The following is a 12,607-nucleotide window of genomic DNA, read 5'->3' as shown; positions in this document are numbered from 1 at the left end:
GCGCTTATAGATAAAACGCACAAAGCCCATAGTAAATATGGACTTTGTCGGTTTTAGGAAATACAAACGGTGGTTTAGTTAATTAATAAATGAACGCCTATGCTTGCCGCATAACCTAACGCAATCACGGGCATCCATTTTAGGTGGCCAAAGAAGGTGTAATAACCTCGGGCTTGACCCATTAAGGCAACACCTGCTGCTGAGCCAATGCTCAACAAGCTTCCACCAACACCTGCGGTTAAGGTCACTAATAACCATTGCGTTTGTGACATTTCCGGGTTCATCGTCAGTACCGCAAACATTACTGGGATGTTATCTACTATGGCAGACAGTATCCCAACCAATATGTTGGCATTCAATGCGCCTAATTGCCCATACATAAACTCTGACGTCACGGCGAGATAGCCCATAAAGCCCAAGCCGCCGACTGCCATAATCACACCGTAGAAGAAAAACAATGTATCCCACTCGGCTTGAGCGATTTTGTTAAAAATATCAAATTTACCATAGCTTCCGTGTGGCGTTGAACCGGGTGAACTATCTGGCTCCTGCTCCCAATTTGTAGATTGTTTCTTTAAGAAGAACGAATAAATTTTAAGATAAGCAAATCCCGTCATCATGCCGTAAACAGGCGGCATATGAAGCACTAGGTGAAAACTAATCGCCGTCACAATGGTAGCTAGAAACAAGCCAACGATCACCAGTCCACCACTTTTTATTTTAATTGCGCTGGCGCCATCATCATGCTTTGGTTTTCCTTGTGGAATCGCAAAGCTCATAATCGCAGCAGGGATCAGGAAATTAACCACCGACGGTAAGAACAGATTGAAGAAAGTCCAGAATTCAACAATGCCCTTTTGCCAAACCATCAATGTTGTAATGTCACCAAATGGGCTGAAAGCACCACCTGCGTTTGCAGCAACGACAATATTAATACAGGCCAATCCGATAAACTCTGGCTTATCCTTACCCACTGCCATTATCACCGCGCACATCACAAGCGCCGTTGTAAGGTTGTCGGCTATCGGCGAGATAAAGAATGCAAGAATCCCTGTTAACCAGAACAAGCCACGATAGCTAAGGCCCTTCCCAACAAGATAGTCACGCAGCGCATCAAATACACCACGTTCTAACATGGCGTTAATATAAGTCATTGCGACAAGCAAAAAGAAGAAAAGCTCGGCATACTCGAGGAAGTTATGGCGTATCCCTTGCTCGACTAAAGTGTGGTCTGCTTGTCCTTGATAGGCTATCGCGATGAGTATCCAGATTAAACCTGCGGCCAAGAGCACTGGTTTTGATTTTCGAAGATGCAACTGCTCTTCTAGAATGACAAATACATAAGCAATGACAAAAATAGCAATAGCAATATATCCCAATGGAGACATCGTAAGATTGATCAAACTGCCTCCCTCACTTGAGCCGCTAGTGCTAGCAAAAACATTGAAGCTCATAGCGAGAGAAATAATCACCACCCAGATAGATCGAAATAACATTCGAAACTCCATAAATTAAAAAGATTGAAATGCGCTGACGCCTTTTTATCAGACAATGAAAAACTCACTATAAGACATTGGTCTACGACGAAAAATTACGCGCGGAGAGTATACTATTTCTCTATGTAGAACATTGATTTCAATCCATATTTGATTAGACTTTGTATCTATAATAACGCTGAATAATGAATATCAAGTTAAGGTGTAAGGGGTGTTGTATGTCAGATGAGAAGTTCGTTGACCCACGATTGCAGGCAAAAGAGGCAGTGTTTGAACAGTTACATCTCAGTACATACGACACAATGACGTATGCGCACGCTATTATACAAGAAGTCAATCAAAGTGGACGTGATATCTCTTCGAGTAATGAGCACTACCAACAACTGCGCCGAGATTACGAAGTCACTAGAGCAATGGCACCTATTGCAGACTCACCGCTGCAGTCTTTTTGTCAGCGAACTGATGATGCAATACAAACTAACAAGCATGCAAATGCCAGTATTGCACAGCTGACAGCGGCAGCAACAAACACCCTAAATCACTGGCGGATCCTATGTGAAATTCCAGAAGATTTACGCGAAGTCAATGCCGTTACCAAACAGCTTAAACAGAATTATCAGAATCATTTGAATGCATGGAAGCATATTTTAAGTGAGTTGTGAGGGAACAAAGCCAGCAAGAATGACTGGCTTTAGTTACTTAGCGAATATTAGTCTTTGTTTAATTTTGCATTCACCAAAGAATCAATTGATAAGCGACCTGCTCCAGATACTGCAACTGAAACGGAAACCGCAAATAAGGCCAATGCAAATTCGTATCCGTTATTCGACATAAACAAGCCATTCTCAAAGTGAACAGCAAAAATAGCGACTAGCATTGTGACAGCTAGCACCAGACCTGTCGCACGAGTGAGCAATCCAGCGAGTAAAAATAATCCGCCGAAGAACTCTGCGCTTCCGGCCATCAATGCCATAAAGTAGCCAGGTTCAAGGCCGATTGAAGCCATCCATTGACCTGTCCCCTCAAGACCGTAGCCACCAAACCAGCCGAACAGTTTTTGTGCTCCGTGAGCTACAAAGATAATACCGGCGACCAAACGAAGTGCGAGTGGAGCGAATGACTCATTGGCGACAAAAGCGTGTTGACGTAATAGCGTGTTCATAATTTATTTCCTCAAAGTGTTATCAATGCTTGTACTAAGTAGTTCGTGACTTAGCGCTTGATTGATAATTTACTCCGATTTAATAAAAAGAAAATCGCTAAAAATAGCAGCTTATTATCTAATTTTTAGAATGGTTCCAAAGCTGACTATTCTGAATCTTCATTTCCCATGAGCCTGCGCTCTCTGCGACGCCACATAACTTTAGCAAGTTGCTTCATGCTCACGTTTGTATCGCTTTCATCGACTATCTGTATGCCTAACAGGCTTTCTAAGAGATCTTCTAGGGTCAAGATACCCTCTAAACCGCCATACTCATCAACCACTAACACCATATGAACACGTGACTTTAAGAATTGGTCAAAGGTGCTCGATAAAGGCATATCACTTAAAACCGTTGGTAACGAGTTAGTCATTTCTGAGAGCTTTTTATCATGCTCATTATTTGCTTTTGCTAACAAAATATCTGACTTCAACACAAAACCGCTAATGTTCTCTCGGTGATCGTCTTCATAGACTGGAATACGCGAAAACTCGGTTGGCAGTTTTTCATCCATGAATGCGGTTACCGTCATTGATTCAGGCGCAGAAAAAACAACGGTACGGTGTGTCATAGCATCTTTCACTGTTAATTCATGAAGCTGTAACAGACTCTTTAGGAACCGAGACTCTTGTTTGGCTAGTTGGCCTTCTTCGCCTGACAGTTCTGCCATCGCTAAAAGTTCACTGCGACTAAGTCCTTTCAGTGGACTGTCTTCTTTAAAGCCACTGGTTAACTTTTGTGACATTACAACAAATGGGTACAAAACAAGGATCAAATATTTAAGGAAGTAAGCCGTGATTGGTCCTAGTTGACGCCAAAAAGTAGCGCCTAAGGTTTTAGGGATAATCTCTGAAAATACCAAGACAAGTAGGGTCAAAACTGCTGAAATAACCCCTAAATATGCGTCGCCAAAAACAGCGGCTGCTTGCGCTCCGGCGCCTGCCGCACCCATTGTGTGGGCAATCGTGTTCAGTGTTAGAATTGCCGAAAGCGGCTTGTTGATATCACTTGTATGTTTTGCTAACAAATCGCCTGATGCCTTACCCTCTTTTTGCAACAAGGAAATATAAGCTTGCGAAACGCTCAATATCACGGCTTCCGCGATAGAGCATATAAAAGAAAAACCAAGTGCGATTAGCACGTAAACAATCAGCAAAAACATAGTGTCAGTTCGTTATTATTCAAAAGTGAAACATGATTGTATCACCTGAGTGACGATAATCATTTGATTAAATACATTCTTTGTCTTCTTTTATCAGATTCAAGGGGTATTTTAGAAAAGCCTAAGCTCACCGACGGCAAGCTTGGACTTTTATTTTAAGTACTAGATTAGAAATTTCGCACTTCAACTGAATTTGCGTTAAATACAAATCGGTTCACCTTACCGCACTGTGCAAAATGATTGTTCGAAGCATATGGTGTATTTGCTTGGGTAATGTCTGATTCCCAACCTTGCCCATTTTTAACGAAAGCTTTTATTTCAAACCAACCGTTGAAGGTGTCTTCACACGCCATATCTACGTCGAGCATCCACTGATTAGCCCCCCAAATATTGAGCACTTCCTCACCATAACCATCGCTCATCACCCGACGAATTTGACCCCAAGAATTTGGCCAGTTGTCTATTGTCCAATCCAACGCCGTACCCCGTGCACCAGAGTCTTGTCCACTTTCTAAACCATACCAGTCAAGGTAATTGTCGTTTAGTTTCCAAGGTGCCGTTGTCGCATTTATTGTATTGCGGTGTTGAATGCGTATTGCACATTCATAATTACTTGCCGTACAGTTTTTACCGAACGTAGCAGCAACACCGTGATCTAAGCCACCACGTATAAACATGTCTTGACCAACTGCAGTTTGTTGCTCAATAAAGATAACGGTACGCTGGAAATTGCTAATTGTTCCTGTCACTTTCGCCTCGTGATGGATGGCGAAAGCATCGTAGCTAGCAACACTGGCGTTAATAGTGCCATTCCCATTTACCGTAATTATTTCACCTGAACAAGCTGAGTTCGATGTATTGATGTCGCCCTTCAAGACGTTACAGTATTCTCCTGGTGCCATGTCTGTTTGCAAAGTCGCGTTTAAAGCAAAACTTTCTTTGTTAATGGCGACAAAACCTTTATCTCCGCGCCCAAAGGCAATCTGATTGTTTCCATTGTCCCACCAGTTTGAAGTCGCAAAATTGTCAGATGTCGCATCTCTGAATTTCGATGCACCGGCAATATAAGACCAACGATGTTCACACTTCCACTCATTACCAAAACACGATAAGTTTCCATTGTTGTGAACATTAGTGCTTGGGGCACCGCGATCAGTATCGCCAAAGTACTCATAACTAGACATCACCTTTGGGTAACCATATGGATAGGCCAACATAAAAACATTCGCCAAATCGTACAATCGCCCATCTTCAAAAGTAATGACATTACCGCCACCACCATGACCACGTTGGTTATCATGGTTATCGACAAACACAACCGCCAAGTAGCTAGGCATAAAGCCCCAAGCTTCACCAAAGTTACTTAACCAAGCAAGTTTGCCTTGATTAAAAACATTACCTATTTCAACACTGTATTTGAATTCCGTTACCAAGCCATTACTAAAATATTCTGGTGCTCCAACAGCTTCACCGCCCTGATCAATGACTTCTTGAAATATCAATGGCTGTCCATTTACCTTTGAAAGAATTGCAGCGATATCGCCGCTTGGCATGTGCTTGGATGCGTCTAGTCTAAAGCCCGCAACACCAACATTGACTAAATCGTTCAGAAAGCCTGCTACGGTATCTTGAACATAAGCATTTTCAGTGGCTAAGTCAGCTAAGCCAACTAACTCACAATTTTGGACCTGATAGCGATCACCATAGTTATTGATTGGACAGCTAGTGTGGAAATCTTGCGGAGAATAAATAGGGTAACTTTTGTTGCCAAAGCTACTACCTGCAGTACCAGTGCCGCCGCCTGCCGCCATGTGGTTAATCACAGCATCGACGTATATATCTACCCCAACGGCTTTGCAGCGCTGAACCATATCGACGAACTGTGCACGGTTCCCACCTCGACTTTCCAATACATAACTAACGGGTTGATATCTTGCCCACCACTCGCTGTTGGTTATGTGCTCATTTGGCGGTGACACTTGAACTGCGGCAAATCCATTTTGGCTCAAGAATGTCTCGCACTCTGTCGCCACATCCTGCCAATTCCATTCAAAAAGATGCACGAACGTGCTTGGAGCAGCTTCAGCTTGTTGTGCAGTCAGACCCGCAGCAAAAAGCGCTGTGCTTATAAATTTATTGATTTTCATGTGTGTGTGTCCTAAGTGTCGACACGAAGTGTTGCATTACTCGCGGTAAAAGCAGTTGTGTGCCCGCTCAGTAGCTCGTTTCATATCGGTAATTCACGCATATTTAAATTGAGTTATTTACGCTATTACCGACTACCTAAACGAGCAAACTTGTAAACAACTTGATAATTTATTGTAAAAATAAATCGATAGAGACAATAGGCAAGAAACGATAGTTTGGCTATATGAATACGTATGTAGAACGAAAGGACATAAAAAAACCATGAATTTAAACTAATAAAATCATGGCTTTATACTAAATGCTAAAGATGAGAGCCGCCTGAAGGGGGAGCAAAACAGCTTAAATCAAGGCTTAATGCCTATGTCGAGCTCTCACAAAGAAAATTAACCAAAAAATGACTAAAGCTGCAGTGACGACGATGGCGCTTGCGCTCACAGAAGGGATCTTTGACAAAATATTGAAATCGAAGAACTCCGAGATCACTGACAAATAGAAAAACGCCAAGCAAATCACTAAAGCGCGAGTTAGGGTACGAGTCGTCAATAAGGTCATTACATATTTCCTTGATTACTTTTTTGCAGAGCCTTCGGGCTCTTGCTTATTCTTATTTTTGTATTCTTGTTTAACCGAACAGAAAACTACACTGACAGTTGCGACTTAATCTGCGCAATCAGATTGACTTCGATGGTCAAAAAACAACCATTCATTAAATAAATGAATACATCTAGGTTTGTTATACCTAATTAACTTTCACCAATCAATACCTATGTATTAAAAATTAGACGGTCAAAATCAAACAATCTTAAAAGTTGATCTCTTACAACACATATCGATAAAGGCTGACGCAAATTAGCAACACTAGAAAGATAAAAGTCGCATAAAAAACAAACAGTTGAAAACTACACCAAACTGTTTACTTTTCACTCTACTGTCATGTTTAAGAAGATTGAAACATACTGAGCTGGACAATTGACAAGATAAAAATACGCGTCCTGAAGACACAAATGTCATATCAATTGGTAATATTCCTCTGAGCCTCAGATGTAATAAGCTTAATAGAGTTATTGTGCAGAGTCGGTTATCCTTTATTTATTACTTCACCACTTGATTGCTTATGAAATGGATATTTAGAACGCTTATTTTAAGCTCAATTGTTTGCGCGATGATTCAAACTACCTTCGCGAACTCTCACGAGTTTACCACCAATGAACATATTGCTTTACCGACATTACCCGAACCAGTAAGTAACAATGCCGTTGCAAGCATCAGCGTGGATGACCGAGTTTATTTGCTAAGTTTCATGGGCTTGGGCAAAGAAAAGACGCACAAAGACGTGCATAGTAAAGCGTTTTCTTTGGATTTAAGCGGTGGAACTAGTAAGCTAAATTGGCGAGCTCTACCAGACGTACCAGCAAGCATCTTACCAAAAGGACGTTTGGCTTCTGTTGCAATCGGTATCAATGATACAGCCTATTTATTTGGAGGTTACACAGTAGATGCCAAGCACAATGAAATCTCTAGTCCTGATAACTTTTCCTTTGATATCCGAAGTCAAAAGTACACGCCTTTAGCAAACATGGCAGTCCCGGTTGATGACGCGGTTGCCGCAGCATATAAAGAACGATTCATATATATCATCAGTGGTTGGCACAATGATGGTAACGTCAATCTCGTCCAAGTGTACGATACTCATGAGGATACATGGAGACAAGCCACTCCCTTTCCCGGTGAGGGCGTTTTTGGTCACTCCGGTGGTATTGTCAATAGCAGCCTAATAATATGTGATGGTGTTAAAGTTGAATGGGCAGGTAAATCAAGACGGCAATTTTTACCCGAGCCAGCCTGCTTTCGTGGCGAGATAGATCACACATCCCATCTAAAAATAACATGGCGCAAGATAAAGCACCCTACCGGTAAAGCACGTTACCGAATGGCTGCGATTGGCTCACAACAGCACGAAGGAGTGTTCTTTTATGGAGGTAGTAACACGCCCTATAACTACAATGGAATTGGTTATGATGGAAACCCTGCCGCTCCCTCTTCAGCCCTTTGGTTTTATGATTTAAGCGCAAATCAATGGACAATCGAAACTCGAGATATAGCCAGTATGGATCATCGCGCAGCTTTGCTAATCAAAAATAAAGAGGTAGACCCCTACACGGATAGTAAGGCCTTCTTAGTCACGGTTGGTGGAATGCAGCAAAATCAAACGGTGACATCAGCCGTGAATGTTATCGAGATAGATTAAGAGAAGATTCAATATAGCTACCAATCCAGTTTAAGGCTGTCAAAAAAACTTCACTTTTATAATCTACAGTTTCAGCGTACAATTGTAAGCTGAAATTAATTAACGCTAAGTGTCGTTCTCGTTGTCTGATATAAAAAATCCGCCCCCAATTAAGTTGACTCATTATAGTCAGCTTGAAGAAGCCTTAAATGCGCTTAGTCACTTCGTTGGCTTTGCCTTTGCTATTGTGGGCACATTATTGCTGCTTTTGAAAAGTAATAGTGTCGCTGAATTAAGCGCATCGGCTATCTTTGGCGCGTCAATGATCCTCTTATTTGGCGCCTCAACTTTGTATCATTGGGTGAGCAATGAACAAATTAAACCTATTCTTAAGCGCGCCGACCATATTGCGATTTACTTATTAATTGCAGGTACTTATACGCCATTCCTGATTGTCGCCATAGAAGGTTGGGTATCTACGGTTAGCACGATCACAATCTGGTCAGTGGCATTGCTAGGCGTCGGCTTTAAAGCCATCTTTAAAGATAGGTTTCCTCGCTTAGCAGTCACAACCTATGCTGTAATGGGCTGGCTAGCATTGCTCATTATCGTTCCGATTTTTAATGCCTTGGAAACAGCAGGCTTTGTTTTCCTCGTTGCTGGCGGCGTGGCATATAGTCTGGGTATCCCATTTTATATGGCCAAACACAAACACTATACTCATGCTATTTGGCATGTTTTTGTGCTGTTAGGCGCGGTGTGCCATTTCTATGCAATTTATGCTTACGTGATAGGCGTAAAATAAAGCCCTACTGCTTTTGCTCCATGCGCTTTTTGGTAGTGCTGGTAGCGGGTGCTTTCATTGGCTCATCTGGCCAAAAATGTCTCGGGTAGCGTCCTTTCATTTCCTTCTGTACTTCGCGGTAACTGCCGCTCCAAAAACCTACGATATCCTCAGTCGTTTGAATTGGCCGTTGAGCTGGCGACAGAAGTTCGATAGTGATTGGCAACTTTCCATTCAGTAAACAGGGGTGTGTCTGTAAGCCATATAGTTCCTGCATTCTTACCGACAATACGACTTTGTTGTTATCCCGGTAGTCTAGCTTCGCCTTTCTTCCTATTGGAATATCGATGCTTTCAGGTAGTAAAGAATCTAGCTTTTGTTGTATTGCGTAGTCCATCGATTGTCGGAGTTGCTGATAGAAGGATAACTGGCCGATCTGTTTCCACGATTTTAGCCCTTGGAGATAAGGTGTAAACCATGTATCTATGTAGGCTAAGAGACCTTGTTCAGAAAAATCAGGAAAAGCATCATCGACTGACTTCGCTAATTTGACCCGTTCTATCAAAAGCTTTGTGCGATCGTCAAAGGGCAAGGCATGAATGCCTTTATCAAGAAGCAGATGCTCCCAAACACTATTTAACTGCGATTGGCTAGCTTGAGGCAGCGGCTGTTTATGCATTCTGATTTTGCCTAGAAACACGACTTTTTCAGCTAGTATTTTTTGTTTCTCTTCATTCCATTGCACCAACTCTTGCTCACTCACCATATGACTGAAGTAGGCTTCAATCTGCGATAAACTTAAGGCTTGCGCCAAGCGTACGATAGCATCTCCCGATTGATGTTCGGTTGTATGCATATTTCCAACCACCAACCAGCGTTCTTCAGAAAGCGGATCTTGCAGTTTCAGTGCACCACCACTCCCATTTGCCATTGAATACAAGCCTCTAGATCGTTGCTTTGCAATCCATTGAGGAAATGCAAATGCCAGCAGCAAACCACAATCTTCTAAGGGCCAGTTTTCTGAGGGTGAATGTAAAGTTGAATGTGCTTTTCGTTGCCATTGTTTAATCAACATCCATATTGGGTGAGAACGGTTTTCTAATAGAAAAGCTAAACGTAATTGCAATTCAACAGATGGTGAGTCTGGCATAGGATCTTTGCTTTCCAATAAAGCAGCTATTGCACAAGCTAAACTCACGTGTGCTTCACTTAGCTTCTTACTTTTCAGCAACATTACTGCGATATTTGGGTTCGCCCCGAGATTATGCGCAACTTTACCTAGGGAAGTGAGCTTTTCTCGCTCATCAATAATGCCTAAACCGCGAAGTGTATCGCGTGCCTGTGCAATTTGCGCAGAAGACGGTGTGTCCAATAATGCTAAATCGGAAAAGTCGCTCCCCCACACTAGGGCTTCCAGTAAAAACGAAGAAATTTCCGTTTGTAATATATCTGGTGTCGACTGGCGAGCCAGTCGATGGTGAGTTTCTTTATCCCACATTCGATAACACGTACCCGCCATCAACCTCCCGGCTCGTCCTGCCCTTTGACTTGCCGATGCTTGTGAAATCGCTTGCGAGGCAAGGTGTGTAAAACCACGACGTAAATCGTAAATTGCTTTTTTTTCTATACCGCTATCAATGACAGCCTCAATACCATCGATGGTCAAACTCGTTTCCGCAATATTAGTTGCTAGTATGACTTTGCGCCGCCCTGATTGAGAAGGTCTTAATGCAGCATCCTGCATTTGTTTGTTAAGCTCAGAATACAAGCAGTGTATGTCTATTTTAGATATTGAATACGCATGGTTTTCGTTATCTTGAGAAAGGCATTTTGATAACAATCCAGCGACTTTATTAATTTCATAAGCGCCCGGCAGAAACACAAGAATATCTTTTTCGTGTTTTGGAAGGACATCTAATAGAGTATTGACTACTGTTTGGCTCAGCTCCTTGTTTGACACTTTCCCTGTATATTGAATATCGATGGGAAACGAGCGACCTTTAGCCTCTAATAATTGCGCTTCAGGCAATAAACTTTGTAAAGCGCTCACCTCAAGAGTCGCCGACATGATGATAAGGCGAAGATCTTCTCTCAAGGCTTGTTGAACCTCTAAGCATAATGCTAACGAGAAGTCTGCATGCATATTTCGTTCATGAAATTCATCGAAAATAATCAGACCAATTCCCGGAAGTTCTGGCTGATGTTGGAGCATGCGAGTCAACACACCTTCGGTGACAATCTCTAGGCGGGTACTACTGGAAGTGTGGTTTTCTCCTCGTATGCGATAACCCACAGTGTCACCTACTTTTTCATTCATTCGCCCCGCTAGATATTGGGCAATACTTCTAGCTGCAATCCGTCGAGGTTGTAGCATTAAGATCTTTTGACCGTTCAAAGAAGGGTGCTTTAACAGATGCAATGGTAATTCAGTTGATTTTCCAGCGCCCGGCGGGGCAACAATAATATGGTCGCCACTGCCTAATGTGATATCTAGTTCAGAAAAGATGTCGGTGATGGGTAACATGAGCGCCTAAGTAGTAAAAAGCTATTGCGACTAGAACGAATAGTCACCGCAATTAGAAACCGTCTTTGGTTCAGTATGAAAAGCTGGCGACAAGAATACAATGTTGTTTGTGTGATGTAAAAACCAAGGATGGAAATACATGAACCCACAAACACAAAAGCACAGTGAACACGGAACCACCCTAGTGGAAATGATGATTGTTATCGGCATACTCGCTATTTTAACCACAATGGGCGTGCCGTCATTCGTCTCTATTCTGACTAAAGCGAGAATGACTGCAGAAGTGAATGAGTTAAATGCCTTGATGCGTTTTGCTCGCTTCAAAGCTATTGAGCAGGAAGGTACGGTAGTGCTATGCCCCGCAGAAGACTACAGCACATGCAGTTCTAATTGGGATGCGCCTAAAATCATATTCTTTGACGATAATCACAATCAATATCGAGACCCAGATGAAGTCTTACTGACCAGTAAGTCAGTGTCAGAAAATGGCATTCGAGTATCAAGCAGGAATAAGCTCATTCGTTTTTATGAAAGCGGTGTAACCGCTAGCCCTGCAAGTATAAAAGTGTGTCCTGAAAACTCAGAGGCGAAATACGCCCGATTGCTCACAATTAGCCTGCAGGGGAAACTGAGTTTAAGCAAAGACAGAGACGAAAATGGCATTCATGAAACAAATGCAGGGAAGGAACTAAGTTGTTATCTATAGTATTTGCGATTGTTATTGTAGTCGCTCGTTATGCCTTCTCTATTTTCTGATCAAAAAAAGGCGCTCACTGAGCGCCTTCTTATTATCTTCGAAAAGATATTAGTCTAGGATTTTAGCTACTACGCCAGCACCTACAGTACGGCCACCTTCACGGATTGCGAAGCGTAAACCTTCGTCCATCGCGATTGGTGCAATTAATTCTACGTGGAACTTCAAGTTGTCACCAGGCATTACCATTTCTACGCCAGCAGGTAGCTCTACAGCACCTGTTACGTCAGTTGTACGGAAGTAGAACTGTGGACGATAACCTTTAAAGAAAGGAGTGTGGCGACCACCTTCGTCTTTGCTTAGTACGTAT

The 12,607-nt window shown here is 42.4% G+C and carries 10 protein-coding genes and 1 pseudogene; 4 read left to right on the top strand and 7 right to left on the bottom strand.

What is annotated here, in order from left to right:
- Positions 1-74 precede the first annotated feature (74 nt).
- The gene (gene nhaD / locus RM556_RS02945) at positions 75-1,496 is read right to left on the bottom strand and encodes a sodium:proton antiporter NhaD (protein ID WP_311373799.1); all 1,422 of its coding nucleotides are present in this window, start codon (positions 1,494-1,496) and stop codon (positions 75-77) included.
- A gap of 218 nt (positions 1,497-1,714) precedes the next feature.
- On the opposite strand from nhaD, the gene RM556_RS02940 reads away from it, so the two are divergent.
- Positions 1,715-2,158 (top strand): hypothetical protein, encoded by a 444-nt coding sequence (locus tag RM556_RS02940; protein WP_311361760.1) that lies wholly within the window; start codon positions 1,715-1,717, stop codon positions 2,156-2,158.
- A gap of 47 nt (positions 2,159-2,205) precedes the next feature.
- Here the strand turns inward: RM556_RS02940 and RM556_RS02935 are convergent, their stop codons facing one another.
- The 4 genes from RM556_RS02935 to RM556_RS02920 form a co-directional block, all read right to left on the bottom strand.
- Positions 2,206-2,658 (bottom strand): DoxX family protein, encoded by a 453-nt coding sequence (locus RM556_RS02935; protein WP_311361759.1) that lies wholly within the window; start codon positions 2,656-2,658, stop codon positions 2,206-2,208.
- Positions 2,659-2,804: 146 nt separating this feature from the next.
- Positions 2,805-3,860 carry a CNNM domain-containing protein gene (locus RM556_RS02930; RefSeq protein WP_311373798.1) on the bottom strand — a complete coding sequence of 352 codons (1,056 nt, stop codon included), beginning with the start codon at positions 3,858-3,860 and terminating at the stop codon, positions 2,805-2,807.
- A gap of 167 nt (positions 3,861-4,027) precedes the next feature.
- Positions 4,028-6,007: an alpha-amylase family protein gene (locus RM556_RS02925; protein ID WP_311361757.1), complete on the bottom strand. Its 1,980-nt coding sequence runs from the start codon at positions 6,005-6,007 to the stop codon at positions 4,028-4,030.
- Between the two features lie 352 nt (positions 6,008-6,359).
- Positions 6,360-6,560: a hypothetical protein gene (locus RM556_RS02920; protein WP_311361756.1), complete on the bottom strand. Its 201-nt coding sequence runs from the start codon at positions 6,558-6,560 to the stop codon at positions 6,360-6,362.
- A gap of 562 nt (positions 6,561-7,122) precedes the next feature.
- On the opposite strand from RM556_RS02920, the gene RM556_RS02915 reads away from it, so the two are divergent.
- Together RM556_RS02915 and trhA are read left to right on the top strand one after the other, a co-directional pair.
- Positions 7,123-8,256 carry a galactose oxidase gene (locus RM556_RS02915; protein ID WP_311373797.1) on the top strand — a complete coding sequence of 378 codons (1,134 nt, stop codon included), beginning with the start codon at positions 7,123-7,125 and terminating at the stop codon, positions 8,254-8,256.
- Between the two features lie 121 nt (positions 8,257-8,377).
- Entirely contained in the window at positions 8,378-9,040 is a 663-nt protein-coding gene (gene trhA / locus RM556_RS02910) for a PAQR family membrane homeostasis protein TrhA (RefSeq protein ID WP_311373796.1), read from the top strand.
- A 4-nt stretch (positions 9,041-9,044) separates the two neighbouring features.
- On the opposite strand, the gene hrpB is transcribed toward trhA, so the two are convergent.
- Entirely contained in the window at positions 9,045-11,543 is a 2,499-nt protein-coding gene (hrpB, locus tag RM556_RS02905; RefSeq protein WP_311373795.1) for an ATP-dependent helicase HrpB, read from the bottom strand.
- A 139-nt stretch (positions 11,544-11,682) separates the two neighbouring features.
- Between hrpB and RM556_RS02900 the strand changes: the two genes are divergently transcribed.
- Positions 11,683-12,249 (top strand): GspH/FimT family pseudopilin, encoded by a 567-nt coding sequence (locus tag RM556_RS02900; RefSeq protein WP_311373794.1) that lies wholly within the window; start codon positions 11,683-11,685, stop codon positions 12,247-12,249.
- A gap of 99 nt (positions 12,250-12,348) precedes the next feature.
- Here the strand turns inward: RM556_RS02900 and tuf are convergent.
- Positions 12,349-12,607: pseudogene (gene tuf / locus RM556_RS02895) on the bottom strand (elongation factor Tu); the annotation flags it as partial.

This window comes from Alteromonas sp. W364, assembly GCF_031846205.1.
GTDB lineage: Bacteria > Pseudomonadota > Gammaproteobacteria > Enterobacterales > Alteromonadaceae > Glaciecola > Glaciecola blandensis.
This window is presented reverse-complemented; position numbering and strand designations above follow the sequence as displayed.

Coding starts and splice junctions, on each gene's coding strand:
- nhaD (WP_311373799.1), bottom strand. CDS start 1,496: ATGTTATTTCGATCTATCTGGGTGGTGATTATTTCTCTCGCTATGAGC.
- RM556_RS02940 (WP_311361760.1), top strand. CDS start 1,715: ATGTCAGATGAGAAGTTCGTTGACCCACGATTGCAGGCAAAAGAGGCA.
- RM556_RS02935 (WP_311361759.1), bottom strand. CDS start 2,658: ATGAACACGCTATTACGTCAACACGCTTTTGTCGCCAATGAGTCATTC.
- RM556_RS02930 (WP_311373798.1), bottom strand. CDS start 3,860: ATGTTTTTGCTGATTGTTTACGTGCTAATCGCACTTGGTTTTTCTTTT.
- RM556_RS02925 (WP_311361757.1), bottom strand. CDS start 6,007: ATGAAAATCAATAAATTTATAAGCACAGCGCTTTTTGCTGCGGGTCTG.
- RM556_RS02920 (WP_311361756.1), bottom strand. CDS start 6,560: ATGACCTTATTGACGACTCGTACCCTAACTCGCGCTTTAGTGATTTGC.
- RM556_RS02915 (WP_311373797.1), top strand. CDS start 7,123: ATGAAATGGATATTTAGAACGCTTATTTTAAGCTCAATTGTTTGCGCG.
- hrpB (WP_311373795.1), bottom strand. CDS start 11,543: ATGTTACCCATCACCGACATCTTTTCTGAACTAGATATCACATTAGGC.
- RM556_RS02900 (WP_311373794.1), top strand. CDS start 11,683: ATGAACCCACAAACACAAAAGCACAGTGAACACGGAACCACCCTAGTG.